The 24,375-nt window shown below is 70.8% G+C and carries 28 protein-coding genes; 11 read left to right on the top strand and 17 right to left on the bottom strand.

The genetic code is table 11. The features are described 5' to 3' along the window. The first annotated feature begins 54 nt into the window (after positions 1-54). Positions 55-942: a branched-chain amino acid aminotransferase gene (locus H2041_RS07410; protein WP_293411073.1), complete on the top strand. Its 888-nt coding sequence runs from the start codon at positions 55-57 to the stop codon at positions 940-942. 69 nt (positions 943-1,011) lie between these two features. Here H2041_RS07410 and H2041_RS07405 read toward each other — a convergent pair whose 3' ends face one another. From H2041_RS07405 to H2041_RS07385, 5 genes are all read right to left on the bottom strand, one after another. After that, positions 1,012-2,136, bottom strand: coding sequence for a tetratricopeptide repeat protein (locus H2041_RS07405; protein ID WP_293411070.1), 1,125 nt, complete (start codon positions 2,134-2,136; stop codon positions 1,012-1,014). Between the two features lie 138 nt (positions 2,137-2,274). Further along, on the bottom strand, positions 2,275-2,673 hold the full coding sequence (locus tag H2041_RS07400; RefSeq protein ID WP_293411067.1) for a hypothetical protein: 399 nt from the start codon (positions 2,671-2,673) through the stop codon (positions 2,275-2,277). Positions 2,674-2,744: 71 nt separating this feature from the next. Further along, positions 2,745-3,239: a hypothetical protein gene (locus H2041_RS07395; protein ID WP_293411064.1), complete on the bottom strand. Its 495-nt coding sequence runs from the start codon at positions 3,237-3,239 to the stop codon at positions 2,745-2,747. 4 nt (positions 3,240-3,243) lie between these two features. Further along, a complete protein-coding gene (gene folB, locus H2041_RS07390) occupies positions 3,244-3,648 on the bottom strand; it encodes a dihydroneopterin aldolase (RefSeq protein ID WP_293411167.1) in 405 nt (134 codons plus the stop codon). A gap of 25 nt (positions 3,649-3,673) precedes the next feature. Beyond that, complete coding sequence (locus H2041_RS07385; protein ID WP_293411061.1) at positions 3,674-4,408, bottom strand: SDR family oxidoreductase; 735 nt, start codon at positions 4,406-4,408, stop codon at positions 3,674-3,676. A gap of 388 nt (positions 4,409-4,796) precedes the next feature. Here H2041_RS07385 and H2041_RS07380 point away from each other — a divergent pair, with 388 nt between their 5' ends. Both H2041_RS07380 and H2041_RS07375 read left to right on the top strand, forming a co-directional pair. Next, positions 4,797-6,230 (top strand): aldehyde dehydrogenase family protein, encoded by a 1,434-nt coding sequence (locus H2041_RS07380; protein ID WP_293411059.1) that lies wholly within the window; start codon positions 4,797-4,799, stop codon positions 6,228-6,230. 109 nt (positions 6,231-6,339) lie between these two features. After that, positions 6,340-7,278 carry an alpha/beta hydrolase gene (locus H2041_RS07375; protein ID WP_293411057.1) on the top strand — a complete coding sequence of 313 codons (939 nt, stop codon included), beginning with the start codon at positions 6,340-6,342 and terminating at the stop codon, positions 7,276-7,278. Positions 7,279-7,282: 4 nt separating this feature from the next. On the opposite strand, the gene H2041_RS07370 is transcribed toward H2041_RS07375, so the two are convergent. Both H2041_RS07370 and H2041_RS07365 read right to left on the bottom strand, forming a co-directional pair. Continuing rightward, complete coding sequence (locus tag H2041_RS07370) at positions 7,283-7,690, bottom strand: globin (RefSeq protein ID WP_293411055.1); 408 nt, start codon at positions 7,688-7,690, stop codon at positions 7,283-7,285. 9 nt (positions 7,691-7,699) lie between these two features. Then, positions 7,700-8,956 carry an adenosylmethionine--8-amino-7-oxononanoate transaminase gene (locus tag H2041_RS07365; RefSeq protein ID WP_293411051.1) on the bottom strand — a complete coding sequence of 419 codons (1,257 nt, stop codon included), beginning with the start codon at positions 8,954-8,956 and terminating at the stop codon, positions 7,700-7,702. 62 nt (positions 8,957-9,018) lie between these two features. Here H2041_RS07365 and bioF point away from each other — a divergent pair, with 62 nt between their 5' ends. The 3 genes from bioF to H2041_RS07350 are packed head-to-tail and all read left to right on the top strand — an operon-like array spanning position 9,019 to position 12,268. Beyond that, positions 9,019-10,173: an 8-amino-7-oxononanoate synthase gene (gene bioF, locus H2041_RS07360; RefSeq protein ID WP_293411048.1), complete on the top strand. Its 1,155-nt coding sequence runs from the start codon at positions 9,019-9,021 to the stop codon at positions 10,171-10,173. Continuing rightward, entirely contained in the window at positions 10,173-10,832 is a 660-nt protein-coding gene (gene bioD / locus H2041_RS07355; protein WP_293411045.1) for a dethiobiotin synthase, read from the top strand. Before bioF ends, bioD begins: the two co-directional genes overlap by 1 nt. 17 nt (positions 10,833-10,849) lie before the next feature. Beyond that, the gene (locus H2041_RS07350) at positions 10,850-12,268 is read left to right on the top strand and encodes a protein adenylyltransferase SelO (RefSeq protein ID WP_293411042.1); all 1,419 of its coding nucleotides are present in this window, start codon (positions 10,850-10,852) and stop codon (positions 12,266-12,268) included. On the opposite strand, the gene H2041_RS07345 is transcribed toward H2041_RS07350, so the two are convergent. Genes H2041_RS07345 through H2041_RS07335 form a run of 3 tightly spaced genes read right to left on the bottom strand, consistent with a single transcriptional unit; the run spans position 12,265 to position 14,679 of the window. Beyond that, positions 12,265-13,191, bottom strand: coding sequence for a DMT family transporter (locus H2041_RS07345; RefSeq protein WP_293411039.1), 927 nt, complete (start codon positions 13,189-13,191; stop codon positions 12,265-12,267). The two genes, H2041_RS07350 and H2041_RS07345, sit on opposite strands and share 4 nt — an antisense overlap. Continuing rightward, the gene (gene gluQRS, locus H2041_RS07340) at positions 13,188-14,039 is read right to left on the bottom strand and encodes a tRNA glutamyl-Q(34) synthetase GluQRS (RefSeq protein WP_293411037.1); all 852 of its coding nucleotides are present in this window, start codon (positions 14,037-14,039) and stop codon (positions 13,188-13,190) included. The genes H2041_RS07345 and gluQRS overlap by 4 nt, the downstream gene beginning before the upstream one ends. 10 nt (positions 14,040-14,049) lie before the next feature. Beyond that, entirely contained in the window at positions 14,050-14,679 is a 630-nt protein-coding gene (locus H2041_RS07335; RefSeq protein WP_293411035.1) for a TetR/AcrR family transcriptional regulator, read from the bottom strand. Positions 14,680-15,156: 477 nt separating this feature from the next. Between H2041_RS07335 and H2041_RS07330 the strand changes: the two genes are divergently transcribed. Both H2041_RS07330 and H2041_RS07325 read left to right on the top strand, forming a co-directional pair. Continuing rightward, positions 15,157-15,717 carry an HNH endonuclease gene (locus tag H2041_RS07330; protein WP_293411032.1) on the top strand — a complete coding sequence of 187 codons (561 nt, stop codon included), beginning with the start codon at positions 15,157-15,159 and terminating at the stop codon, positions 15,715-15,717. Between the two features lie 161 nt (positions 15,718-15,878). Next, entirely contained in the window at positions 15,879-16,277 is a 399-nt protein-coding gene (locus H2041_RS07325) for a DUF4168 domain-containing protein (protein WP_293411030.1), read from the top strand. A gap of 43 nt (positions 16,278-16,320) precedes the next feature. Here H2041_RS07325 and H2041_RS07320 read toward each other — a convergent pair whose 3' ends face one another. The 5 genes from H2041_RS07320 to H2041_RS07300 form a co-directional block, all read right to left on the bottom strand. After that, a complete protein-coding gene (locus H2041_RS07320; protein ID WP_293411028.1) occupies positions 16,321-16,716 on the bottom strand; it encodes a response regulator in 396 nt (131 codons plus the stop codon). A gap of 96 nt (positions 16,717-16,812) precedes the next feature. After that, positions 16,813-17,991, bottom strand: coding sequence for an MFS transporter (locus H2041_RS07315; RefSeq protein ID WP_293411025.1), 1,179 nt, complete (start codon positions 17,989-17,991; stop codon positions 16,813-16,815). Between the two features lie 131 nt (positions 17,992-18,122). Next, on the bottom strand, positions 18,123-18,683 hold the full coding sequence (locus tag H2041_RS07310; RefSeq protein WP_293411022.1) for a demethoxyubiquinone hydroxylase family protein: 561 nt from the start codon (positions 18,681-18,683) through the stop codon (positions 18,123-18,125). Further along, on the bottom strand, positions 18,680-19,195 hold the full coding sequence (locus H2041_RS07305) for a disulfide bond formation protein B (RefSeq protein WP_293411020.1): 516 nt from the start codon (positions 19,193-19,195) through the stop codon (positions 18,680-18,682). Before H2041_RS07305 ends, H2041_RS07310 begins: the two co-directional genes overlap by 4 nt. Before the next feature lie 43 nt (positions 19,196-19,238). Continuing rightward, the gene (locus H2041_RS07300; protein ID WP_293411017.1) at positions 19,239-19,817 is read right to left on the bottom strand and encodes a YqaA family protein; all 579 of its coding nucleotides are present in this window, start codon (positions 19,815-19,817) and stop codon (positions 19,239-19,241) included. A gap of 167 nt (positions 19,818-19,984) precedes the next feature. On the opposite strand from H2041_RS07300, the gene H2041_RS07295 reads away from it, so the two are divergent. The 3 genes from H2041_RS07295 to H2041_RS07285 all read left to right on the top strand — a co-directional run bounded on the left by H2041_RS07295 (position 19,985) and on the right by H2041_RS07285 (position 22,039). After that, positions 19,985-21,022: an isoaspartyl peptidase/L-asparaginase family protein gene (locus tag H2041_RS07295; protein WP_367133139.1), complete on the top strand. Its 1,038-nt coding sequence runs from the start codon at positions 19,985-19,987 to the stop codon at positions 21,020-21,022. Between the two features lie 62 nt (positions 21,023-21,084). Beyond that, a complete protein-coding gene (locus H2041_RS07290) occupies positions 21,085-21,312 on the top strand; it encodes a hypothetical protein (RefSeq protein ID WP_293411014.1) in 228 nt (75 codons plus the stop codon). Positions 21,313-21,538: 226 nt separating this feature from the next. Then, positions 21,539-22,039: a MarR family winged helix-turn-helix transcriptional regulator gene (locus tag H2041_RS07285; RefSeq protein WP_293411013.1), complete on the top strand. Its 501-nt coding sequence runs from the start codon at positions 21,539-21,541 to the stop codon at positions 22,037-22,039. 6 nt (positions 22,040-22,045) lie between these two features. Here the strand turns inward: H2041_RS07285 and H2041_RS07280 are convergent, their stop codons facing one another. Together H2041_RS07280 and H2041_RS07275 are read right to left on the bottom strand one after the other, a co-directional pair. Then, complete coding sequence (locus H2041_RS07280; RefSeq protein ID WP_293411011.1) at positions 22,046-23,923, bottom strand: ferrous iron transporter B; 1,878 nt, start codon at positions 23,921-23,923, stop codon at positions 22,046-22,048. Next, the gene (locus H2041_RS07275) at positions 23,920-24,249 is read right to left on the bottom strand and encodes a FeoA family protein (RefSeq protein WP_293411008.1); all 330 of its coding nucleotides are present in this window, start codon (positions 24,247-24,249) and stop codon (positions 23,920-23,922) included. The genes H2041_RS07280 and H2041_RS07275 overlap by 4 nt, the downstream gene beginning before the upstream one ends. Between the last annotated feature and the right edge of the window lie 126 nt (positions 24,250-24,375).

Here is a 24,375-nt window from a genome sequence, read left to right as displayed (position 1 = left end):
GCGGCGCGCGGGCGGCGCTGTAAGGGAAGCGCATTGAAAGGAGGCGCAAAGCCTATGTCTCTCGTTCCCTTCGACGATCGCGACGGTTGGATCTGGCTGGACGGCCAGTTCGTGCCCTGGCGCGAGGCGAAGGTGCACGTACTGACGCACGGCCTGCACTACGCATCGGCCGTGTTCGAAGGCGAGCGCATGTACGGCGGCGAGATCTACAAGCTGACCGAGCACACCGAGCGCCTGTTCAAGTCGGCCGAGATCCTCGATTTCGAGATCCCCTTCACGGTCGCCGAGATCGACAAGGCCTGCATCGAAACCTGCGCCAAGAACGGCCTCACCGACGCCTACATCCGCCCGATCGCCTGGCGCGGATCGGAAATGATCGGCGTGTCCGCGCAGCAGACCAAGATCCACGTGGCCATCGCCGTGTGGGAGTGGCCCAGCTACTTCTCGCCGGAAGAGAAGGCCAAGGGCATCCGTATGTGCTGGGCCAAATACAAGCGGCCCTCGCCGGAGACCGAGCCGGTCCACGCCAAGGCCACCGGCCTCTACATGATCTGCACCATCTCCAAGCACGCCGCGGAGAAGGACGGTTTCACCGACGCCATGATGCTCGACTACCGCGGCTATGTGGCCGAAAGCACGGGGTCGAACGTCTTCTTCGTGAAGGACGGCGTGCTGCACACGCCGACGCCGGACTGCTTCCTGAACGGGATCACGCGCCAGTCGGTGATCGAACTGGCCCGGTCCAAGGGCTTCGAGGTGGTCGAGCGCCACATCAAGCCCGAGGAGCTGGCGGGCTTCACCGAATGCTTCGTGGTCGGCACGGCCGCCGAGGTGACGCCGGTCTCCCAGATCGGCGAGTACAGCTTCAAGCCGGGCAACATCTCGCTCAGCCTGATGGACGACTACGCCAAGATGGTCCGCCGGCAGCTGCAGCCGGCCTGACCCGCATCGAACCTTCGATCCTGAACGCCTCTCTCGCTCGCGCGGGGGAGGCGTTTTTTCTGGGCGGCGTCAGGCCAGGACGCGCGCCTCCAGTTCCTCGAGGCGCTTGCGGGTGGCGGCGAGGTCGGCGCCGAAGCGGGCGGCGTCCGCCTGGGCCAGCTCGGCCGTGACCGCCTCGCTCTCGCGGTAGAGGTCGAGCGCCCGCATCCTGTGGCCGCGATCCTCGCGGGCGTCGGCCAGCCGCTCGAGGGCGATGGAAAGGCTGCGGCGGGCGTCAGGCGAGGGCGTGTCCTGCGCGATCCGCCGGCGCAAGCCGACCGCCTCTTCGTAATTGGCGACGGCGTAGTCCAGGCGCTGTTCGTCATAGGCCATGTCCCCGACATTGATCAGGGCGTCGGCCAGTTCGCCGGGCGATCCGGCCATGCGCGCATAGGCGAGCGCCTCGTCATAGGCCTCGACAGCGTCGTCGGTCAGGCCCTGCGCGCGGGCGAAGTCGCCGGCGTCCTGGGCCGCCAGCATGTGCTGGCGCTCATCGACGGCGAGCCTGCGGACCAGACGCAGGGCGTCGGCGGCCTCGGACCAGGCCTCGGCGCGGGCGGCCGAGCGCAGGGCGTCGCGGGCGGCGTCGAAGCTGAAGGTCTCGGGATCGGCGACGGGCGCAGGCGCGGCCTCTGGAGGCGGGGACTCCGGCGCGGCGGCGGCGACGGCCGCAAGCGGCGCGGGCGGGACGATCTGCGGCGCCGGAGCGGGCTCGCAGGGCGCCTCCGCATCGGCCTCGGGCGCCGCCTCGAAGGCCCGGGGCTCGGTCTCCGCGGTCATCGGAAAGGGCTCCGGCTCCGGTTCGGGCGCCGCCGCCTCGACCGGAAACGGGTCGCTCGCCTCAAGGGCAAGGTGTTCGGAGCGCCCGGGCTCCTCCGGCGGCTCGGCCGCGGCCTGCGGCTCCTCGGCCGGCGCGTCCAGCTGGAAACCCGCCAGGGGCGGCCGGTCGTCGTCCCGGCGGCGCCGGCGCCCGGTCGGTCCGGCGAAGGCGGCGATGGCCACCGCCGCGCCCAGCAGGCCCGCGGCCAGGCCGACGCCCAGCCGGACGCTCTCGAAGGCGCCCAGACCGATCGGGGGGATCCGCCCCTCCAGCCCGCCGGGATTTAGGACGGCGTAGGCGGCGCCGCCCAGCGCCAGGCCCAGCAGAAGTCCCATCACCCGGCTCAGCATGCGATCCCCCCGACCGTTCGCAGTCACGGCCAAGCTTAAGGGCGGGCGGTGCGCCTAGAAGCCCGTGCAACCCCGGGGGGAAGGTCGGCGGCGCGGGCGCCGCCGACCTGGGCGCCGGCGCCCCTAAATCAGCCAGTTGTAGGGCCGCGGATAGGGCTCGCCCCGGGCCAGGTAGATGACGCCCATCACACAGCGGATCACGAACCAGATGCCGACCGCCCCCATGATGAAGACGCCCAGCAGGACGGCGGGGATGCCGACCAGCACCAGGGACAGCGGGATGCCGAACAGCAGCAGCAGGCCGCCGATGATGAACCAGCCGATGGACAGCCAGAAGGTGCGGATCAGGAAGGTGTGGTGCGTGGCCATCACCGGCCCGGCCGATCCGCGGCTGGCATAGGACAGCACCAGGCCGATCAGGATGGTCAGGCCGTTGGCGAGGCCCAGCAGGTAAAGGCCGTACACGACCGCCGGCAGGGTGCGGTCCTCGGAGGTCGCGGTCGGGGTCGAAACGTCGCTCATGTGATGGGCTCCTTGAAATCCCTGACCGGGATGTTGGGGCGCCGCGGCCTCGGCGCCACCTTAATTCGGCGTTATTCGCCTCGGCGGGCCAGCCAGGGCAGGACGGCGAGCGCCAATATGGCCACGAAGGCGAGCCGGGCGGCCAGGGCCAGGCCGAGCGCCCAGGCGCCGGCCAGCAGGCTCCAGGCGAGCATGGCCAGCGCGCCCAGGCCGAAGAGCCCGATCGTCCAGACGACCAGCTCGGCGCCCGACGGCTGGGACGGGCCCAGGCGCACGCTCGGCGCGCGGGCGGCGGCCTCGGCGGCCAGGGCCTCCGTCAGGGCGCGGAAGCTCGCGCCGTGATCCTCGATGGTCACGCCGGAGGCGAAGCTGCGCGCCGGGATTCGCAGGCGCGCGCGGGGGAAGTCCAGCCGGGCGAGGCCCTCGGCGATGCTCATCCGCCGCAGCCGCGACATCTGGAAGCGACGCTCCCGGCCGCCGCGCCGTTCGACCAGATTCTCGCCCTCCAGCGTCCACTGCGTCTCCGGCAGCAGCGGCGAGATCCGCGCCCGGTGGACGACGCGCATCGGCTCAGGCCCTGACGAGGACGATCTCCACCCCGGCGCTCTCGGCGTGGGGGGCGAGCGCCTGGGGCTTGTCGACCCGCACGCGGGCGCGGCTGACCTTGGGATCTTCCAGGCAGGCCAGGGCCAGCCGTTCGGCGAAGGTTTCGACCAGGCCGATATGGCCCGCGCCGGCGAGCTGGCGGGCGGCCTCGGCCACCAGCTCGTAATTCACCGTGTCGGACAGGTGCTCGGCGCCGGCGGTGGCGGCGTCCAGCTCCACGTCGATGACCAGGGGCTGGGTGCGGCCGCGCTCATGGGCGTAGACGCCGATATGGGCGTCCACCTTCAGGCCCGTGACGAAGACCTTGGTGGCCACCACGCGCGCGCCGAGGGTCTGGGGCGGCAGGTCGGATTCGGTGACGGGCGACAGGGCCAAGGGCGGCCTCCAGGGGCGGTCAGGTCAGGTGCTGGCCGGAATCGACGGCGATCATCTGGCCGGTCACTGACGGAGCGTCAATCAGATAGCGCAGGGCCTGGCCGATCTCGGCGGGATCGACCGCCTGGCGAAGCAGGGTGGAAGCGGCCTCGTCCTCGAAATCGTTCCCCTGCTGATGGATCGACGGCAGGACCGGCCCGGGGCCGACGCCGTTGACCCGGATGCGGGGGGCCAGCGCCTGGGCCATCATCTTCGTGGCTTCCCACAGCGCGGCCTTGGAGAGCGAATAGGAGAAGAAGTCCGGGCGCGTGCGCCAGACCCTCTGGTCCAGGATGTTGACGATCAGGCCGCGACGTTCGGCCGTGACCCGGCGGGCGAAGGCCTGGGCCAGGACCAGGGGCCCGCGGAGATTGGTCTCCATGTGCAGGTCCCAGGAATGACGGTTCATCGAGGCGAAGGCGTCTTCCTCGAACACCGAGGCGGAATTGACCAGCAGGCTCACCGGACCGAGCTCGCCCTCGACGCTGCCGACCAGAGGGGCCGTCTCGGCCTCCTTGCGCAGATCGGCGGTGAACAGGGCGGCCTTCCGCCCGCGGGCGCGAATCTCCGCAGCGGCGGATTCCGCGTCGTCGTCGATGGTCCGGCAGTGGATGGCGACGTCGTAGCCGGCGTCGGCGCAGGTCAGCGCCAGCACCCGGCCGATCCGCCGGCTCGCCCCGGTCACCAGGGCCGCGCCCCGTTCGGGCTCAGCCAAGGCCCGCGTCTCCGGAGCGGCTCATGCCGATCAGTCGATCCGGCCGAACTCGTAGGCGTTCAGCGCGCCGATCACGACGAGGAAGGCCAGGATGGTGAGAATGGCGACCATGGGTCTCTCCCGCAAAGGAACTGTCACGGGCTTTACCGGCGCACGGGGCTGCGGGCAAGGCGCAAGGGAGGCCAGAAAGCGCGCAAGGGCGGTTGCAGCAAATCCTGCGGCGCCTCAACTTGACGCCCGTGGGGCCGGCGCCAGGCGCCGCCGCCGGATCGATGTTCCCGCCGGATTGACGCTTCCAAGGTGAACGCCGATCACTAAAATGCCTGTTTGAAACCGTGCGGGCCGGTCGGGCCCGGCGCCAAGAAACGTTAGGGTCCAGGAGGACGGCATGCGCGAGTACCTGAAGTTCTACATCGACGGCCAATGGGTCGAGCCCGTCGAGCTGAAGACCCTGGACGTCATCAACCCCGCCACCGAAGGCGTGGCCGGCAAGATCGCGCTCGGCGGCGCGGCCGACGTGGACAAGGCGGTGAAGGCCGCGCGGAAGGCCTTCGAGACCTGGTCCCAGACGAGCCGCGAGGAGCGGCTGGACGTCATGCAGCGCGTGCTGGCCGAGTACCAGAAGCGCTTCGGCGACCTGGCCACCGCCGTCACCGAGGAGATGGGCGCCCCCGCCAGCCTGGCCCAGCGCGCCCAGGTCCCGGCCGGCATGGGTCACCTGGCCACGGCCATCAACATCCTCAAGGACTTCAAGTTCGAGGAAGACCGCGGCGCCACCATGATCCGCAAGGAGCCGATCGGGGTGTGCAGCTTCATCACGCCCTGGAACTGGCCGCTCAACCAGATCATGTGCAAGGTCGCCCCGGCGCTGGCCACCGGCTGCACCATGGTGCTGAAGCCTTCCGAAGTGGCCCCCTTCAGCGGCCAGATCTTCGCCGAGATCATGCATGAGGCCGGCGTGCCGGCGGGCGTGTTCAACATGGTCCACGGCGACGGCCTAGGCGTGGGCGTGCCGCTCTCCAGCCATCCGGACGTGGACATGGTGTCCTTCACCGGCTCGACCCGCGCCGGCATCGAAGTGGCCAAGAACGCCGCCCCGACGGTCAAGCGCGTCCACCAGGAGCTGGGCGGCAAGAGCCCGAACATCGTCCTGGACGACGACGTCTTCACGAAGAGCGTCGCCGCCGGCGTCCGCCATGTGATGAACAACTCCGGCCAGTCCTGCAACGCGCCGACCCGCATGCTCGTCCCCTCCAAGCGGATGGACGAGGCGATCGCCGTGGCCAAGGAGACGGCCGAGCAGATCACGGTCGGCGACCCCACCGGCAACGCCATGCTGGGCCCGGTGGTCTCCCAGACCCAGTTCGAAAAGATCCAGGGCCTGATCCAGAAGGGAATCGACGAGGGCGCGACCCTGGTCGCCGGCGGCCCCGGCCGCCCCGAGGGCCTGGACAAGGGCTATTTCGTCAAGCCGACCGTCTTCGCCAATGTGAAGCCGGACATGACCATCGCCCAGGAAGAGATCTTCGGCCCGGTGCTGTCGATCATGGGTTATGAGAGCGTCGACGACGCCGTGCGCATCGGCAACGACACCGAGTACGGCCTGGCGGCCTATGTGAACGGCGCCGACCTCGCCAAGGCCCGCGAGATCGCCACGCGCCTGCGCGCCGGCCAGGTGTCGATCAACGGCGCCTCGGACATGACCGCCCCCTTCGGCGGCTACAAGATGAGCGGCAACGGGCGTGAGTGGGGCGACTTCGCCTTCCACGAATTCCTGGAGGTCAAGGCGATCATGGGCTGGGCGCCCAAGGCCGCCGAATAGGTCAGACCGCTCCGAAACCTTCGCGGCCCCCGGAAGCTCCGGGGGCCGCTTTCGCGACCGGCCCGCGCGAGAGGCCGGCGCAGGACTTCATTCTTCGAGGACGACGCCCATGATGGACCCCCAGATCAAGGCGATGCTGGACGCCCAGGCCAAGGCCGCCGAGGGCCAGCCCGCCGCCCCGCCGCTGGACGCCCTGCCGCCGGACATGGTCCGGGTCGGCTACCGCATGCAGCGCAAGGCCGCCGACCAGAAGTCCCCTCAGGACGTCACCGCCATGGACCTGTGGGTGAAGGGCGGCGAGGGCGACATCCCGGCGCGGCTCTACACCCCGGCCGGCGCGCCGCCGAAGACGCCGGGCCTCGTCTATTTCCATGGCGGCGGCTTCGTGATCGGCGACCTGGAAAGCCATGACGGCCATTGCCGGCGTCTGGCGGCCCTGGCGGGGATCCGCGTCCTGGCGGTCGACTATCGCCTGGCCCCGGAAAACCCCTTCCCGGCCGGCCACGACGACGCCCTGGCGGCCACCAGGTGGGCCTTCGACCATGCCGACGAACTGGGCTTCGACAAGGCCAGGATCGCCGTCGGCGGCGACTCGGCGGGCGGCAATCTGGCCGCCTCGGTGGCCATCGACCTGCGCGACGATCCCGAGCGCAAGCTCGCCTTCCAGCTTCTGCTTTATCCGGGCATCTGGCCCGAGCAGGACACCGCCTCGCGTCAGGCGCTCGACGGACCCATCCTGACCAAGGCGGCCATCGCCTGGTTCGACAAGTGCCTGGCGGCCAAGGGCCACGCCCAGGCCCATCGCGCCTTCCTCGGCGCCGCCGACTGCGCCCGCACGCCGCCGGCGCTCGTCGTCACCGCCGGGTTCGATCCGCTGAAGGACGAGGGACGCGACTATGCCGAGCTTCTGCGTCGCGCCGGCGTGCAGGCCGAGCACGTGGAATACGGCGCCCTGGTCCACGACTTCTTCATCATGCCCGACATCTCCCCGGCCATCGGCGAGGCGGTGAAGGAGACGGCGCAGAAGCTGAAGGCGGCGCTCGCCTGAGGCGTCAGACGGTGCGGGCCTCGGCGGCGATGATCTCGCCGAAGGCCTCCGCGACCTCTTGCCATGCCGCGGTCATGGCGGGCGTCCAGTCGCGCCCGCCGATCGCCTCGAAGGCCTCGGCCATGGCGCGGTAGAAGGCCGGAAAGGTCTCGCCCGGCACGCCCATATTGTCGTGGTTGTGGACCTCGGTGCGCAGCAGGTTCACCGCAAAGGCGCGGGGGCCGAGATAGTCCAGCAGCACCTCGACCGCCTGGGCCAGCATCTGGCCGCGGACGTCGCCGGTGACGTCGCGGACGAACAGGGCCTCCATCTCCGGATGGCGGGCGAACAGTCGGGCATAGACCTGGGGCGCCGGGTCGGGGCTGCGTTCCGCCACCAGGTCGAGGCTGTCGAGGATGGCCTGCTTGTCCATGCCGCCTGCCTATCCCACGCCCAGGACCTGGCGAATGACACCCGTCAAGCGCGCGAGCTCCGCCTCGGAGATGACGAAGGGCGGCGTCAGATAGACCACCTTGCCCATGGGACGGATCCAGCAGCCCAGCTCGGCGAAGCGTCGAGACAGGGCGCCGGCGTCGACGGCGGTCTCGAACTCCACCACGCCGATGGCCCCGAGCGTGCGGACGTCGACCACGCCGGCGGCCTGGCGGCAGGGCTCGAGGCCCTCGGCCAGGCCGGCGTTGATCCGGGCGACGTCGGCCTTCCAGGCGCCGGTCTCGAAGAGGTCGAGCGATGCGTTGGCCGCCGCACAGGCGAGCGGATTGGCCATGTAGGTCGGACCGTGCATCAGGGCCGCCGACGGATCGTCCGACCAGAAGGCGTCGAACACGCGGCGACGGGCGACCGCCGCCGACAGGGGCAGTGTTCCGCCGGTCAGGGCCTTGGAGAGGGTGACGATGTCGGGGATCACGCCTGCGCCTTCGCAGACGAAGAGGTCGCCGGTGCGGCCGAAGCCGGTGAAGATCTCGTCGAAGATCAGCAGGACGCCGTGCCTGTCGGCCAGCCGGCGCAGGGTGCGCAGCACCGCGTCGTCATGCACCAGCATGCCGCCGGCGCCCTGGATGCGCGGTTCGACGATGAGGGCGGCGATCTCCTGCCCCTTCTCCGCCAGCAGAGCGTCGAGCGCCGCCTCGCTGGCGGCGTCGCGGGGCAGGGGGACCACGTGCTGGGCCGGCATGACGCCGGAGAAGAGGCTGTGCATGCCCTCCTCCGGATCGCAGATGGTCATCGTGGCGAGCGTGTCGCCATGATAGCCGCCGAGGAAGCTGACGAACTTCGAGCGGCCGCTCCGGCCCTCATTGATGTGGAACTGGATCGCCATCTTCATGGCGATCTCCACCGAGACCGAGCCGCTCTCGGCGAAGAAGGCGTGGTCGAGGTCGCCGGGCAGCAGGGCCGACAGCCGCGCCGCCAGCCGGTAGGCCGGCTCGTGCGCCAGACCGCCGAACATGACGTGCGGCGCCCTGGCGAGCTGGTCGGTGATCGCCTGGGCGATGTGGGGGTGATTGTAGCCGTGGCAGGCGGTCCACCAGCTGGCGATGCCGTCCACCAGCTCGCGGCCGTCCTCCAGGACGATGCGGGCGCCGCTTGTGCGGGCCACCCGCAGCGGCGCCGGCGCGGTCTTCATCTGGCAATAGGGCCGCCAGACGTGCGGCGCGCCCTGGTCGAACCAGTCGCTCATCTTAAGCCTCCTTCGCCGGAAGGCGGCTTTAACGCGGCCCTGGCCTCGTGCATACCGCGGCCGTGACCGACAGCCTCTCCGCCTTCGCCGCCGCCAAGCTCGCCGAACTGGACGCCGCCCACCTGCGGCGCAGGCTCGAGCCGACGCGACGGCTGGACGGGATCTGGGTCGAGCGCGCCGGCCGGCGGCTGCTCTCCTTTTCCTGCAACGACTACCTGAACCTGTCGCACCATCCGCAGGTCACGGCCGCGGCGGCCGAAGCGGCGCGCAGCTTCGGGGCCGGCGCGGGCGCCTCGCGCCTGGTGACCGGCGATCATCCCCTGCTGTCGCAGCTCGAGGCGGCCCTGGCGGCGTTCAAGGGCGCGGAGGCCGCCTGCGTCTTCGGTTCCGGTTATCTGGCCAACGCCGGGATCATCCCGACCGTCGTCGGCGCGACCGACGTGGTCCTCGTCGACGAACTGGCCCATGCCTGCATCTGGGCGGGCGCCCAGCTCTCCGGCGCGCGGATCGTGCGGTTCGCGCACAACGACGTGGCCGATCTCGCCGCGCGGCTGGCGGAGGCGCGGGGCTCGGCGCGTCACGTGCTGATCGCCACCGACGGGGTCTTCTCCATGGACGGCGACGTGGCGCCGCTGGATGCGATCAGCGACCTGGCCCGCGCCCACGACGCCTGGCTGCTGGTCGACGACGCCCACGGCCTGGGCGTGGTGGGGCAGGGGCGGGGGACCGCCGCCCTCTTTCCGGACGCCAAGGTCGACCTCGCCATGGGGACGCTGTCCAAGGCGCTGGGGGGCTACGGCGCCTATGTCTGTGCGAGCGCCCCGGTCATCGACCTGCTGCGCACCCGGGCCCGGACCTTCGTCTATTCGACGGGCCTGCCCCCGGCGAGCGCCGCGGCCGCCCTGGCGGCGCTGGACATCGTCCGCGCCGACGCGGCCCTCACCGCCGCGCCGCTGGCCAAGGCGCGCCGCTTCACCCGCGCCCTCGGCCTGCCGGAGGCGCAGAGCCCCATCGTGCCGATCCTGCTGGGCGAGGCCGACCGGACGCTGCGCGCCATGCAGGCCCTGGAGGACCAGGGCTTCCTGGCCGTCGCCATCCGTCCGCCGACGGTCCCGGCCGGGACGGCCCGCCTGAGGCTCGCCTTCACCGCAGGCCACCCCGACGCCGAGATCGACCGGCTGGCCCGCGCGGTCGGCTCACTGTTGGAGACCGCCTGATGCGCGCCCTCTTCGTCGCCGGCGCCCATACGGACGTCGGCAAGACCTATGTCGGCTGCGTCCTCCTGACGGCCGCACGCACGCGGGGCCTGCGCGTTGCGGCCTTCAAGCCGGTGGTCAGCGGCGTCGACGCGGCCGACTGGGTCGACAGCGATCCTGGCCGGCTGCTGGCGGCCATGGGCCAGCCGCTGACTGACGAGACGCTGCAAGGCGTCTCGCCCCTGCGTTTCGCGGCGCCCCTCTCGCCCCCCATGGCCGCAAGGCGCGAGGGCGCGGATCTGCGGCTCGGGACGCTCGCCGACCTCTGCCGGCAGGCCCTGGCGCGCGCTCAGGCCGACCTGATGCTGGTGGAGGGCGCCGGCGGGGTCATGTCGCCGCTGGCCGAGGACGGGCTCAACCTCGACCTCATGGCGGCGCTCGGCCTGCCGGTCCTGCTGGTCGGCGGCTCCTATCTGGGATCGATGAGCCACAATCTCACGGCGCTGCAGGTGGTCCGCGCCCGCGGACTGGCCGTCGAAGCCCTGGTCGTCAGCCAGGACGCCGATCCCTCCGCGCCGGATTTCGCCGAAACTCTGGCCGACCTGCGGCGCTTCTCTTCGGGAACGCCGGTGGTCGGCGCGGCGCGGAATGCGCAGGCCTGGGCCGCCGATCTCCTTTGACCCGCCGGAGGGCGACCATGCCGATCAGCGACGACTATCGCCCCGACCCGCAGTTCGACGCCCTGGGCGAGGCCTTCTCCGATCCGGTGAAGCCGGCCGACTTTCCCCAGACCCTGCTCCGCCACCGCAACGACCGCGCCGCGGCCACGGTCGGCCTGGATGGGCTGAGCGACGAGGAATGGATCGCCCACTTCGGCCGCTTCCAGCCCCTGCCGGACAATTTCGGCCAGCCTCGGGCGATGCGCTATCACGGCCACCAGTTCCGCACCTACAACCCCGACATCGGCGACGGCCGCGGCTTTCTCTTCGCCCAGCTGCGCGAGAAGGGGACCGGCCGCCTGCTCGACCTCGGGACCAAGGGTTCGGGCCAGACGCCCTATTCCCGCTTCGGCGACGGACGGCTGACGCTCAAGGGCGGCGTCCGGGAAGTGCTGGCCACCGCCATGCTCGAGGCGCTGGGCGTGCCGACCTCGCGCTCCTTTTCGCTGATCGAGACGGGCGAGGCGCTGGAGCGGGGCGACGAACCCAGTCCGACACGGTCTTCGGTGCTGGTGCGCCTGTCGCACAGCCACGTCCGCTTCGGGACCTTCCAGCGGCATGCCTTCGAGGAGCGGCCCGACCGGATCGAGGCCCTGATCGACCACGTCATCGCCCTCTACTATCCCGAACTCGACGGCGCGAAGGACCGGCCCGCCGCCCTGCTGGAGGCGGTCACGGGGCGTATGGCGCGGCTGACGGCGGCCTGGATGGCGGCCGGCTTCGTCCACGGCGTGCTCAACACCGACAATATGAACATCACCGGCGAGAGCTTCGACTACGGTCCCTACCGCTTCCTCCCGCACAACGACCCGAACTTCGTCGCCGCCTACTTCGACCAGTCGGGGCTCTACAGCTTCGGACGCCAGGCCGAGGCCGTCTTCTGGAACCTGCGCCAGCTGGGCGGCTGCCTGAGCCTGGTGGGCGAGGAGGAGAGCCTGGTCGCCGCCCTGAACCTCTTCGCCCCGGCCTACCGGCAGGAACTGGCGCGGGCCATCCGGCGGCGCCTGGGTGTCGAAAGCCGCGGCGCCGACGCCGACGCCGAACTCGCCCAGGCCGCCTTCCAGGCGCTGGCCGCCGGGGGCGAACGCCTGCGCTGGGAGCCCTTCTTCTTCGACTGGTTCGGCGGCGACGAAGGACGCGCCCTGGCGGGCGTGCGGGGCGACCTCTATGCAGGCGAAGGCTTCGCCGCCTTCCGTCAGACGCTGAAGGCCTACGCGCCGGCGCGGCCCGAGGCGCTGGCGGACCCCTACTTCCAGGCGCCCGAGCCGCAGGAGCTGATCCACCAGGAGAACGAGATGATCTGGGCCAGCATCGATCTCGACGACCGGTGGGGCCCGTTCGAAGCCAAGCTGGCGGCCATCGAGCAGGCGCGTCAGGCCTACGGGCTGTCGGACTAGGCGGGCTTCGGCGCGTTCGCGGCCGGCGCGCGGGGCGGCCGCGCGCTCCACTGGGCGAGCGCCACCCCGGCCAGGGTCACGACGCCGCCCGCAGCCTGCAGGGGGCCCAGCGCCTCGGCGAACAGGAGCCAGCCGGCGATGGCGGCGACCACGGGCTGGATCAGCACCACGACGGAGGCCGTGGCCGGCGGCAGGCGGCCCAGCGCCCAGGCGATGGCGCCTTGGCCGGCGACGTGCAGCACGCCCAGGCCCGCGCAGGCCGCCCAGCCGCCGAGGCTCCCCGGGATGACCGTCTCGCCCAGCAGCTTGGCGGCGATCAGCAGCAGGGGCGCTCCGGTCAGGCTCGACCAGAACATGATGCGGCTGGCCGCCTCCGTCTTCCGGGCCGCGCTGACGGCCAGGAAGTAGAAGGCGTACCAGAGGGCCGTCAGCGCCGCCGAGGCGTTGCCGAGCGTCGGGTTCGGGCCCGGCGCGCCGCCCTTGGCCGCGGCCATGGTGAAGGCGCCGGCCATCGCCAGGGCGACCGCGGCCACGAACAGGCGCCGCGGCGTCTGGCGCAGGAAGATCCAGGCGAAGGCGGTGACCACCACCGGCGTCAGATTGGTCAGCACGGTGGCGTTGGCCACCGAGGTCATGGCGATGCCGTAGTGCCAGAAGCCGAGATCCAGCGCGAACATGACGCCCGCCGCCACCGCCAGCCGGGAAGGTCCGGGGCTGAGCTTCGCACCGCTTCGCCGCGCCATCAGGGCTAGCAGGGGCAGGGCGAAGGTCAGCCGCCAGAAGCCGGCGGCGGCCGAGCCGGTGTCGGACAGGCGCACCAGTATGGGGACGAGGCCGATCACGGCCGCGCCGAACACCAGGACCGCCAGGGCGCGTCCGTCCGTCGACGTCTCGGCCGGCGCCGGCGCGGGCGTGTCGCTCAAAGTCCCATCTCCGCTCTCAGCTCGGCGGGGGTGACGCCGGCCTCCCGCAGGGCCCGCAAGGTCTCGGCCCGGTCGCGCTTGGCGTAGCGCTTCCCGTCCGGCCCCACCAGCAGCCGATGGTGCCGATAGACCGGCGTCGGCAGATCGAGCAGCGCCTGAAGCAGACGCTGCACATGGGTGGCCTCGAACAGGTCCTGGCCGCGGATCACGTGGGTGACGCCCTGCAGGGCGTCGTCGACGACCACGGCCAGGTGATAGGCCACGCCCACATCCTTTCGCGCCAGGACGACGTCGCCGCCGAGCTCCGGCCGTGCGGCGATGCTTCCGTGCTCGCCCGACGGTCCCCGGCCTTCCTCCACGAAGCTCAGTCGATCGAAGCCGCCCAGCCGCGCCTCGGCCGCCGCCAGCGACAGGCGCCAGGCGAAGGGCTCGCCGCGATCCAGCCGCTCGGCCTCCTCCTCGGGGGGGAGGGGCGCGCCGCGGAACTGCTCCATCGCGCCGTGCGGGGCGCTGGCCATGGCCTGGGCGATCTCCCTGCGGGTCCGGAAGCAACGGTAGACGAGGCCCCTCGCGCGCAGCTGTTCCAGCGCCGCCTCGTAGTCGGCCATGTGCTCCGACTGGCGGCGGACCGGGGTGGGCCAGGACAGGCCGAGCCAGGCCAGGTCCTCGAAGATCGCCGCCTCGAACGCCGGCCGCACGCGCGTGGCGTCGATGTCCTCAATGCGCAGCAGGAAGGTCCCGCCCGCCGCCCTTGCGGCCTCGAATGCGGTCAGGGCCGAAAACGCATGCCCCCGGTGCAGATAGCCCGTGGGCGAGGGGGCGAAGCGGGTGACGAAGGGGGCGCTCACCCCCTGGGATCTAGCGCTGCAGCCCGCGGGCGAACACCCCCAGATGTTCGAGCACGCCGCGCAGGAAGGCCTCTTCCCCGCCCAGCGCTTCCTTCAGGGGCTCGAACTGCTTGAAGCTCGCCATCTCGGCCAGGCCGTGACCGGCGCACCAGCAGGCGATGGTGGCCAGTTCCAGGCCGACCTCGTCGGCCGGATCGGCGCCGGCGGAGATCAGGGTCTCCTTCACCCGCCGATAGGCGCTTTCCTCGTTCTCGTGCACGTGGGCCGGCATGTCGGCCTTGTCGCGCGAGCAGTCGTACATCACCCGGTAGAGCGCCGGATGTTCGCGGGCGAAACAGACATAGGCCACGCCCAGCTCCCGCACGAGGTGGCCAGGCGCTATCCCGCTCCTGCGCACGGCCTCGAAGGCCGCGTCGAGCTTTTCCCACCCCTCGTGGGCGACCGCGTCGAGCAGTTCGCTCTTGTCCTTGAAGTGGTGATAGGGGGCCGCCGGGCTCACCCCGGCCTCCCGCGCCACGGCGCGCAGCGACAGGGCGCCCGGCCCCTCGGTCTCCAGCAGCCGGCAGGCGGCCTCGACCAGGGCGCGGCGCAGGTCCCCATGGTGATAGGGGCGCGTTTCGGCGGCTGCAGATTCTCTCATCGCGACCCAGTCTAAAACTGCATCTGATCGGCGTAAAGATGCATCTTGACGACGTTCAGATGTGCGCTATCTTAGCATCGTTCAAATGAGAAACGTCCCCGCTCCCCCGGGGTTCAAACTGAAAGGTGTGTGTCATGTCTCTCGCTTCCATCTCGGCCGCCGAACGTGTTTTCGACCGCCTGACTCCCGCCCTGTTCGTCGTGGCGAGCCTGGTCATGGTCGGCGCGCTTCTGAGCGCCTTTGCGTAACGCCTGCGACACTCTCCAGTCGCGCAGAGGGGGCTCCCGCCGGAGCCCCCTTTTTGTTTGGCCGAAGAGGCGGCTGAGCGGACGCAATGGAGCCGTCACAGAATCGCGCCTATGATCTGGCCTGTCGGGGGTCCAAGCCCGACGCCCACACGAGATAGGGGAGTTTCGTCTTCAGTCTCTGTGCTTACCCGATCGGCGGAGCCTCTCCGCCCCGTCCGGAGTCCCGGCGATGCAGGTGATCCAGCATCCGCCATCGGGATGGCCGGCCCTCGTGCTGAACGCGGATTTCAGGCCGCTCAGCTACTATCCCCTGTCGCTGTGGCCGTGGCAGGAGGTGATCAAGGCGGTCTTCCTCGACCGCGTGGACGTGGTCTCCACCTACGACCACGAGATCCGCTCCCCCTCCTTCTCCATGCGCCTGCCGAGCGTCGTCTCGCTCAAGAACTATGTGGCGCAGGACCGGCCGCCCGCCTTCACCCGGTTCAACCTCTTCCTGCGCGACGGCTTCACCTGCCAGTACTGCCGCTCCACCGAGGAACTGACCTTCGACCACGTGGTGCCGAGGTCGCGGGGCGGGCGTACGAGCTGGGAGAACATCGTCACCGCCTGCGCCCGCTGCAATCTCGCCAAGGGCGGGCGCACGCCGCAGGAGGCCGGCATCCGGCCGCTGATGGCGCCGCGCCGGCCGCAGGCCTTCGAGCTGCAGGAACGCGGCCGCCGCTTCCCGCCCAACTACCTCCACGAAAGCTGGCTCGACTACCTCTACTGGGACATCGAGCTGGAGGCTTAGGCCTCATTTTTCGATAGTGGTGTGAAGGAGTTCGAGGTCGAGGAAGCCAGGTCCGAAAGGGATTTCGGCCTTCTCGTGGGCCTTGATGTGGACAAACTATTTCGTAGGCTGAAATAGCCCGGCGACCGTCGGGCCAGACCCAACGGAAGAAGGAATCCGCCATGCGTATGCCCTCGATCGCACTCGCCAGCGCCCTCGCGATCGGCCTCGCGGCGCCTGCCCTCGCCCAGACGGCCGCACCGTCCCAGGCCCCCCAGCCTCAGAGGTCGGCGCCTGGCGCCTCGTCCTTCAGCGATGATCAGGTGCAGAGCTTCGCGGTGGCCATGAACGCCGTCGGCGAGCTGAACAAGAAGTACGCCGGCAAGCTCCAGTCCGCCTCGGGCGAGCAGGAGCGTCAACAGGTGCAACAGCAAGCCGCCAACGAGATGGGGCAGGCCGTCACCGAAGCGGGCATCACGCCGCAGGAATATAACCAGATTGCAGAGGCGGCGCAGCAGGACGCCGAACTGCGGGCCCGCATCGGCGCGGCGATGCAGGCGACGGGTTCGGCGCCTCGATAGGTTGGCTGCGGCGCGGCGAGCCCTGCGGTCGCCGCGCCGCTCCTCAACCAGATGGGGTTCGGTCGCGAAGCGCCTTATGCACCGTCGCCAGCAGGGCGGCGCGGTCGAACGGCTTGATGAGGCCAGCCTCGGCGCCGAGGGCGCGGGCCATTTCCAGGACCGTGTCGGGATTGATGCTGCGCCAGCCGCCGGACATGGCGATGATGGGCAGGTCCGGCCGGCGCGCCTTGATGTCGCGGATGAGTTCGACGCCGTCGCGTTCGGGCATGAAGATATCCACAATGGCGAGGTCGACGTTCAAATTATTGAGGAATTGCGTGGCCAGATTTGGCTGATCCGCCAAAACAACCTCAAAGCTCTCAGCGCCCAGTATTTGCGCAATCGCCTGTAACAATGTGACGTCGTCGTCGACCAACAGAATAACCGGTCGATGACTCATGATATTCGAACTCCCAAGAATGGCGGGAGTTCTATGTGAGTCCTATTTGGGTCGCACCGAGCCTCGCCTGTGGGGCGAGAGCTGCACGTCCGCCGCTCACGATGCGGCGAGTTTGGCTGGCGAAGGCTGCGCGCGGCCGTTGGTGAGCCACCAGAAACCCGCGGCGGACACGGCGATGACGGCCGAGGCGAAGGTCACCGAAGGCGCGCCGGCCTGGGTGATCAGCAGGCCGCCGAGCGCGCCGCCGAAGGCCTGGCCCAGGGCGGCCGACGAGCCGTTGAAGGCGAGCGCCAGGGGCGCGGCGGCCGGCGCACGCTGGATCAGGCGCGACTGGATCACCGGCATGACCGAGAAGAGCGAGGTCGAACCGATCAGGACCGTCAGGCCCACCACCAGGTAGGTGGGCAGGCCCTCGGGCGCGCCGCCGGAGAGCTCCAGGCCGTGCAGGCCTGCGCCCACGGCCAGTCCTGCGAAGGCGAGGGTGACGCTGAGGCCGCCGGCCTGGCGGTCGGCGGCGCGTCCGCCGAGCGTCAGGCCCAGGAAGCTGCCCACCCCCACCAGCATCTGGAAGGCCGCCACGCCGGCGCCGGTCACGCCGGCCTGCAGGCGCAGGATCGGCGCGATGTAGGTGGTGATGGTCATGTCGGCCCCGAAGGCCAGGAAGGTGGAGGCGAAGAGCGGCAGGACCAGCCCGGCGCGCAAGCCTTCGCCCGCCTGCGGGCCCGGCGGCCGGACCTTCGGCAGGTAGGCGAGGATGGCGACGAAGGCGAAGGCCGCCAGAGCCGCCGAGAGCAGGAAGGCCGTCCGCCATCCGAAGGCCGAGCCGACCACGCTGCCCAGAGGGATGCCCATCAGGAAGGCGACCGTCATGCCGCCGGTGACGACGGCCAGCGCCGATCCGCGACGCTCCATCGGCACGAGCGCGCTGGCCGCCGCCGACGCGGCGGGCCCGGCGAGCGCGGCCGTGGCCCCCAGGACGGCGCGCAGGACGAGGAGAGCCGGGAAGGAGGCGGTGAGGTAGCAGGCCAGGTTCAGGATCACGGCCACGGCCAGCGCCGTCAGAAGCAGGCCGCGACGTTCGAAGCGTCCGGCGAGGAAGGCCAGAGGCGGTCCCGCCAGGGCGGAGGTCAGAACGTAGGTGGTCTGAAGCTGGCCGACCGCCCCGACGGAAACGCCCAGGTCGGCGGCCATGGGCTCCAGAAGACCGGCGAAGATCAGCGCCCCCGATCCGAAGGCGAAGGTGGACAAGGCCAGCACATAGACGCGGAGGTTCACGCGCGCGGCTCCGCCGCCTGGTCCTGCGATCCCGCCATGACGTCCCCCTGGTCCCGGTCCGTTCGAAATCTGGACCCTGAGGGAGAGAGGGTCAATGCCGGGAAGTCGGCGCCGTCCTCAGACGGAGGCCGTCAGACCTTTTCGCTCAGCTTGATCGCCGCGCGGCAGCCGGCGCGGATCACCGCCGACAGGGCGGCATAGCCCGGCGCCTGATGCGCGCCCTCTTCCACCGCCAGGTCGCGGTGGGCCAGCTCCTCGTCCCGGAACTGCGACAGCTGGGCGGCGAGTTCCGGCTCCTGTTCCGAGAGCTCGGCGATCTGGCCGGCATAGTGCTGCTCGATCACGCTCTCGACCGCCTCGGTGCAGGCGTGGGCGGCCTTCTCCCCCATCAGGGCGGTCCCCGCGCCCAGGGCGAAGCCGGCCACGCGCCAGACGGGGGTCATCAGGGTCGGGCGGACCTTCCGTTCGTTCAGGAGCGCGTCGAACCGCGCCAGATGGACGGCCTCATGGCCTTCCATCTCTTCCAGTTGGGCGGCGATGCGTTCGCGCCCCTTGGCCGCGCCGAGCACGGCGCGCTGGCCCTGATAGATGTGGACGGCCCCCAGTTCGCCGGCGTGGTCGACGCGCAGGATCTCGGCCAACCGGGCGCGGACGGCGGAAGCGCCGGGGCGCGGGGGGATCGGCTTGCTCATCGCTTGCCTCTTTCGTGCAGGGCGGCCGTCACGCTGAGGGCGGCGAGGCCCAGGGAGATCAGGACGTTCCAGCCGGCCATGGACAGGCCGGCGAAGACCCAGGGCGCCTCGTCGCAGGCCGGCGGCTTGACCTGCGCGCCCTGGGCCAGGGCCGAAAGCGCATCGAGGCCGACGGTTCCGCCCGTCGAGGCGCAGGCGGTGGGGCCGGGCCACCACTTCCACTCCGCGCCGGCGTGATAGGCGGCCACGCCCGCCCCGACGACGAAGATGAGGCCGAGAACCAGGTTGAACAGGGCCTTGTACCGCTCGCCGCCGCGCAGGCGGGTCAGGATCATGCCGGCGAGCGCCACGGCGATGGCGACCCAGTAGACCTCGCGCTGGCGCAGGCACAGCGCGCAGGGCGCCAGGCCGCCGAAGGTCTCGAAGGCGTGGGCGATGGCCAGCATGCCGGCCGAGGCGGCGAGCGCGCTCAGGCGCCAGCGGTCGAGTAGGGGGCGGAGGCCAGGGATCATTTGCGCCGATTGAACTCGAAATTCGCCGGCTGCGCCACTCCGCTCAGAGCACGACCTTGACCAGGACGATCGCCCCGACCAGCAGGATCACGCCGATGGTCGTGTAGAGCAGGAGCCGTCGCTCGATCTCGGCGCGCATGGCCGGGCCGAAGTGCTTGAGCAGGGCCGCGGTAAGGAAGAAGCGCGCCCCGCGGGTGACCACCGAGGCCCAGATGAAGGTGAAGAGCGAGAACTGCGCCAGGCCCGAGGCGATGGTCACCAGCTTGTAGGGGATGGGGGTCAGACCCTTGATCAGGATCACCCAGAGGCCCCACTGGGCGTACCAGGCTTCGAACGCCTCCTGGCCTTCGCCGTGGCCCATCAGGGCGAGCAGCCAGCGGCCGAGCGGCTCCATGTAGAAGCCGATCGCGTAGCCGAGCACGCCGCCGGCGACCGAGGCCAGGGTGCAGAGGAAGGCGTAGAAGTAGGCGCGATCCGGCCGGGCCAGCACCATGGGCGCCAGCATCACGTCCGGCGGGACGGGGAAGAAGGAGCTCTCCGCGAAGGAGACGGCGACGAGGCCCGCGGGCGCGTGGCGCGAGCCGGCCATGCGCATGGCCCAGTCATAGGTCTTGCGAAGCATCGGTTTCCTGAGGGAGGAGCAGCCTTGGCCCTAGCTATCAGGCCAGGTCGGCCTTGTCTCGCCCCAAGCGGCCGGCGGCCGCGCCGACTGGATGACGGCCGCCCATGTGCTAGACGGGGCGCCCAGATGCCGCGCAGGGTGGCCGGCGTGCGGAAGGAGCAAGCTTCATGCGGATGTTCGGCCTGGCCCTGCTGGCGACCATGGTGATGACGGGGAATGCGATGGCGGCGCCGAAGTGGGCGATCGTGGTTCATGGCGGGGCCGGCGTGATCGAGCGCGCCGACCTGAGCGCCGAACAGGAGGCCGCCTACCGCGCGGCGATGGAGCGCGTGACGCGGGCCGGGGCCGAGGTGCTGGCCGACGGCGGCTCGGCCCTCGACGCCATCGAGGCCGCCATCCACCTGCTGGAGGACGATCCGCTGTTCAATTCGGGGCGCGGCGCCGTCTTCACCGCTGAAGGCCGCAACGAACTGGACGCCTCGATTATGGACGGGGCGACGCTCTCGGCCGGCGCCGTGGCGGGCGTGACCCGTACCCGCCATCCCATCTCGCTGGCCCGCCAGGTGATGACGGCCTCGCCGCACGTCATGCTGATGGGCGAGGGCGCCGACACCTTCTCCCGCGAACAGGGCCTGGAGCAGGTGGAGCCGGGCTATTTCTACACCGAGCGGCGCTGGCGCTCGCTCGAGAAGTTCCTGGCCGAGCACGGCCTGCCGGTGCCGCCCAAGCCGCAGGGCGCGACGAAGCCGGACGAGGCCGCGGCGCTGGCCCACGACGAAGGCAAGTACGGAACCGTGGGCGTCGTCGCCCTCGACCGGGCCGGCCATGTGGCAGCCGGCACCTCCACCGGCGGCACGACGGGAAAGCGCTGGGGCCGGGTGGGCGACAGCCCGATCATCGGGGCGGGAACCTACGCCTCCGACGCCTCCTGCGCCGTCTCGGCCACGGGAACCGGCGAGTACTTCATCCGTCTCACCGTGGCGCGGGACATCTGCGCCCTCGTCGAGCTGAAGGGAATGAGCCTGCAGGCCGCCGCCGACGAGGTGATCCAGAAGAAGCTGACGGCCCTGGGCGGGGACGGCGGCGTGATCGCCGTGGCGCCCGACGGCCAGATGGCCTGGAGCTACAACACCTCGGGCATGTACCGGGCGCGGATGGCCGAGGGCGAGCCGCTGGTCGTGGGCATCTACAAGGAAGAGCCGTAGGGAGGCCCAAGATCACCGATCCCGTCAAACAGGCCGACCTGGAAGCCGCCGCGCACGAGGAGATGGCCCAGGCCTGCGATCTCGGCTGGCACGCGCTCGCCCCATGCACCCCCTGGGGCGACACCTTCGAGGGCTTCAGTCCCATGGGCCGCGCCGTGTGCTTCGAGCGCAACTACATGTGGGAGACGGAAGCGGGCGGCGACATCCGGGTCGAAATCCACGTCTATGAGCCGCGCGCCTTCGAGTCCGGCGTGCGGCTGGTCGCCCGCCTGGCCAAGGGCGCCAGCTAGGCGGCCGCCGAATCTGCGCCGGCGCGGCCCAGGGAAATCCAACCGGGAGACGTGTTCTCCGCCCGACTGCCCGCAGCGGAGGCAGGCCGCGCCGGCGCCGCCACGGGCAGGCCGCCGGCAGGGCGCCGCAGGATCGCCCGGCGACCGCGGCCGCGCCGCCTCTTGTGAGAGGCCTTCCGGCCGCCCACTCGATAGGATGACCCCATTGGTGAGGAGGCCCGCCCGCATGACCGCTCGGCCCGTTCCGGAGCCCGTCGACGGCGGCGCCGGGCTCAAGCTCGACGACTATCTTCCCTACCGCCTGTCGGTCGCCTCCAACGCCGTCAGCCGACTGATCGCCCGAGCCTATGAGGACCGCTTCGGCCTGACGGTCCCCCAGTGGCGCCTGATCTGCGTGCTGGCCGAGGACGGGGCGATGAATCAGAGCGCCATCGTGGGCCGCACCGGCATGGACAAGGTGACCGTGAGCCGCGCGGCCCAGGGCCTGGCCAAGCGCCGGCTGGTGGAGCGTTCGGAGAACGACCGCGACGGCCGCTCCCACGTCGTCGCCCTGAGCGCCGAGGGCCGCCGGCTGCACGGCGAGATCGCCCCTCTGGCGCTCGCCTACGAAGCCGCCCTGATCTCGGGTCTCGCCCCGCAGGAGGTCGCCCTGCTCAAGCGGCTGCTGCTGCGGCTGCAGGGGGCGGCCGGCGTTCTGGCCGGCGAGGGTGGCGGCGGACTGCGCTAGAGGGGGTCAGCCCCAGCCCAGGGCCACGGCGGCGTTGTAGACGCCGAAGGCCGCGAGATAGGCCAGGGCCACCAGGTAGACGAACATCACGCTCGGCCACAGCCAGCTGTTGGTCTCCCGCTTCACCACGGCCAGGGTGGCCGCGCACTGCGGAGCGAAGACGTACCAGGCCAGGAAGGACAGCCCCATGGCCAGCGTCCAGTCGACGCTGAGCGCGCCGGCCAGGGTGCCGACATGCTCCTCCGCATCGGCCACCGCATAGACCGTGCCCAGGGCGCCGACGGCGACCTCGCGCGCGGCCATGCCGGGGATCAGGGCCACGCTCATCTGCCAGTTGAAGCCGATCGGCGCCAGCAGAGGCTGGACCATGTGGCCGAGCTGGCCGGCGAAGCTGTAGTCGATGGCCGGACCCTCGGCGCCCTCCGGCGGCGCGGGGAAGGTGGCGAGCACCCAGATCAGGATGTTGAGCGGCAGGATGATCCGGCCGGCCCGGTTGATGAAGATCTCCGCCCGCAGCCAGAGGTTCCGCAGCACGTTCATCGGATCGGGGGTCTTGTAGGTCGGCAGCTCCATCAGGAACGGCTCGACCTGGCCGCGCCAGAAGAGCCGCCGCGCGACGAAGGAGACCGCCAGCGCGCTCAGGATGCCCGTCGCATAGAGGCCGAACATCACCAGCCCCTGCAGATTGGCGAAGCCCCACACCGTCCGTTCCGGAATGAAGGCGGCGATGATCAGGGTGTAGACCGGGATCCGCGCCGAGCAGGTCATCAGCGGGGCGACCATGATGGTGGTCAGGCGGTCGCGCTTCGAATCGATCACCCGCGTCGCCATCACGCCGGGAATGGCGCAGGCGAAGGAGGAGAGGAGCGGAATGAAGGCGCGGCCATGCAGGCCGGCGCCGCCCATGATCTTGTCCATCAGGAAGGCGGCCCGGGCCATGTAGCCGAAGTCTTCCAGGAGGATGATGAACAGGAAGAGGATCAGGATCTGGGGCAGGAAGACGAGCACGCTGCCCACGCCGGCGATGAGACCGTCGACGATCAGGCTCTGGACCAGGCCGTCGGGAATGACCGTGGCGGCTGCGCCGCCGAGCCAGGCGATGCCGGCCTCCGTCCCGTCCATCAGCGGCCCCGCCCAGGCGAATACCGCCTGGAACATCACGAACAGCAGGGCGAAGAGGATGGCCAGGCCCGCCAGCGGGTGGAGCAGGACCGCGTCCACCTTGCCGGTCATGGTGTCGGGATGTTCCGGCGGGCGCACATAGGTCTTCATGATCCGCTGCGCCTTGGCGTGCGCCTCGCGGATCTCGGCGGCGGTAGGTTCGCGCCATTCGTTCTGGCCCGTCAGCTCGCCCGCGGCGTCCATGGCCGCCACCTTGACCTCCAGCTGGGCGACCAGCTCGTCGATCCCGCGCTTGCGGGTGGCCACGGTGGTCACGATCGGCGCGCCGATCTCCCGCGAGAGCCCTTCGATGTCGATCCGCAGGCCCTGCCGCTGGGCGATGTCGTACATGTTGAGGGCCAGGACCATCGGCCGGCCGACCTGGCGCAGCTCCAGGATCAGGCGCAGGACGAGGCGAAGGTTGGTGGCGTCGGCCACACAGACGAGGACGTCGGGCGTCGCCTCGCCGGCCAGCCGGCCGAGCACGGCGTCCCGGGTCACGGCCTCGTCGGGGCTGCGGGCGCGCAGGGAATAGGTGCCGGGCAGGTCCAGCACCGAAAGCGTGCGGCCGCTGGCTGTGGTGACGAGCCCTTCCTTCTTCTCCACCGTCACGCCGGCATAGTTGGCCACCTTCTGGCGGCTGCCGGTCAGGGCGTTGAACAGGGCGGTCTTGCCGGAGTTGGGATTGCCGATCAGCGCGATGCGCGCGCTCTGGGCGGTCATCGGGCCGCCTCGTCGAGCCTGATGGTCACCTCGGCCGCATCGCGGCGGCGCAGGGCCACGCGCATGTCATCCAGGCGAACCGCCATCGGATCGCCGCCGATCAGGCCCTCATGGATCACTTCGACGGCGGCCCCCTCGACGAAGCCGAGCTCCAGAAGGCGGCGCTCCAGCTCGTCGGCGGCGAGGCCGTGGTGGGTCACGTCCGGACGGGCGTGGACGCGCGCGATGACCCCGCGTTGGCCAAGGCGCGCCTGGCTCAGCGGAATCTCGCGCCCGCCCGTGCCGGGCGCGGCGCCGTTGGTCATCACCGGCGATTGGTCGTTCATCAAGAAACGGGTCCCAGGCGTAAGGGCGCAGGCGCCGCCCCTGGACGCGCTGCGAACGATTATCAGTTACGGGCCAGGGGGTTGCGATGCAAGCCCCTGCGGCGCCGCGCCAGTGCAATCGTGATC

The sequence above is a fragment of the Phenylobacterium sp. genome (assembly GCF_013911965.1).
Taxonomy (GTDB): domain Bacteria; phylum Pseudomonadota; class Alphaproteobacteria; order Caulobacterales; family Caulobacteraceae; genus Phenylobacterium.
The sequence above is the reverse complement of the archived record's forward strand: the minus strand, read 5'-3'. Positions and strand labels throughout refer to the sequence as shown.

What these genes read in the sequence shown, in the direction of transcription:
- H2041_RS07410 (WP_293411073.1), top strand. Translation starts at nt 55, where the DNA reads ATGTCTCTCGTTCCCTTCGACGATCGCGACGGTTGGATCTGGCTGGAC.
- H2041_RS07405 (WP_293411070.1), bottom strand. Translation starts at nt 2,136, where the DNA reads ATGGGACTTCTGCTGGGCCTGGCGCTGGGCGGCGCCGCCTACGCCGTC.
- H2041_RS07400 (WP_293411067.1), bottom strand. Translation starts at nt 2,673, where the DNA reads ATGAGCGACGTTTCGACCCCGACCGCGACCTCCGAGGACCGCACCCTG.
- H2041_RS07395 (WP_293411064.1), bottom strand. Translation starts at nt 3,239, where the DNA reads ATGCGCGTCGTCCACCGGGCGCGGATCTCGCCGCTGCTGCCGGAGACG.
- H2041_RS07380 (WP_293411059.1), top strand. Translation starts at nt 4,797, where the DNA reads ATGCGCGAGTACCTGAAGTTCTACATCGACGGCCAATGGGTCGAGCCC.
- H2041_RS07375 (WP_293411057.1), top strand. Translation starts at nt 6,340, where the DNA reads ATGATGGACCCCCAGATCAAGGCGATGCTGGACGCCCAGGCCAAGGCC.
- H2041_RS07370 (WP_293411055.1), bottom strand. Translation starts at nt 7,690, where the DNA reads ATGGACAAGCAGGCCATCCTCGACAGCCTCGACCTGGTGGCGGAACGC.
- H2041_RS07365 (WP_293411051.1), bottom strand. Translation starts at nt 8,956, where the DNA reads ATGAGCGACTGGTTCGACCAGGGCGCGCCGCACGTCTGGCGGCCCTAT.
- bioD (WP_293411045.1), top strand. Translation starts at nt 10,173, where the DNA reads ATGCGCGCCCTCTTCGTCGCCGGCGCCCATACGGACGTCGGCAAGACC.
- H2041_RS07350 (WP_293411042.1), top strand. Translation starts at nt 10,850, where the DNA reads ATGCCGATCAGCGACGACTATCGCCCCGACCCGCAGTTCGACGCCCTG.
- H2041_RS07335 (WP_293411035.1), bottom strand. Translation starts at nt 14,679, where the DNA reads ATGAGAGAATCTGCAGCCGCCGAAACGCGCCCCTATCACCATGGGGAC.
- H2041_RS07330 (WP_293411032.1), top strand. Translation starts at nt 15,157, where the DNA reads ATGCAGGTGATCCAGCATCCGCCATCGGGATGGCCGGCCCTCGTGCTG.
- H2041_RS07325 (WP_293411030.1), top strand. Translation starts at nt 15,879, where the DNA reads ATGCGTATGCCCTCGATCGCACTCGCCAGCGCCCTCGCGATCGGCCTC.
- H2041_RS07320 (WP_293411028.1), bottom strand. Translation starts at nt 16,716, where the DNA reads ATGAGTCATCGACCGGTTATTCTGTTGGTCGACGACGACGTCACATTG.
- H2041_RS07310 (WP_293411022.1), bottom strand. Translation starts at nt 18,683, where the DNA reads ATGAGCAAGCCGATCCCCCCGCGCCCCGGCGCTTCCGCCGTCCGCGCC.
- H2041_RS07305 (WP_293411020.1), bottom strand. Translation starts at nt 19,195, where the DNA reads ATGATCCCTGGCCTCCGCCCCCTACTCGACCGCTGGCGCCTGAGCGCG.
- H2041_RS07300 (WP_293411017.1), bottom strand. Translation starts at nt 19,817, where the DNA reads ATGCTTCGCAAGACCTATGACTGGGCCATGCGCATGGCCGGCTCGCGC.
- H2041_RS07295 (WP_367133139.1), top strand. Translation starts at nt 19,985, where the DNA reads ATGCGGATGTTCGGCCTGGCCCTGCTGGCGACCATGGTGATGACGGGG.
- H2041_RS07290 (WP_293411014.1), top strand. Translation starts at nt 21,085, where the DNA reads ATGGCCCAGGCCTGCGATCTCGGCTGGCACGCGCTCGCCCCATGCACC.
- H2041_RS07285 (WP_293411013.1), top strand. Translation starts at nt 21,539, where the DNA reads ATGACCGCTCGGCCCGTTCCGGAGCCCGTCGACGGCGGCGCCGGGCTC.
- H2041_RS07280 (WP_293411011.1), bottom strand. Translation starts at nt 23,923, where the DNA reads ATGACCGCCCAGAGCGCGCGCATCGCGCTGATCGGCAATCCCAACTCC.
- H2041_RS07275 (WP_293411008.1), bottom strand. Translation starts at nt 24,249, where the DNA reads ATGAACGACCAATCGCCGGTGATGACCAACGGCGCCGCGCCCGGCACG.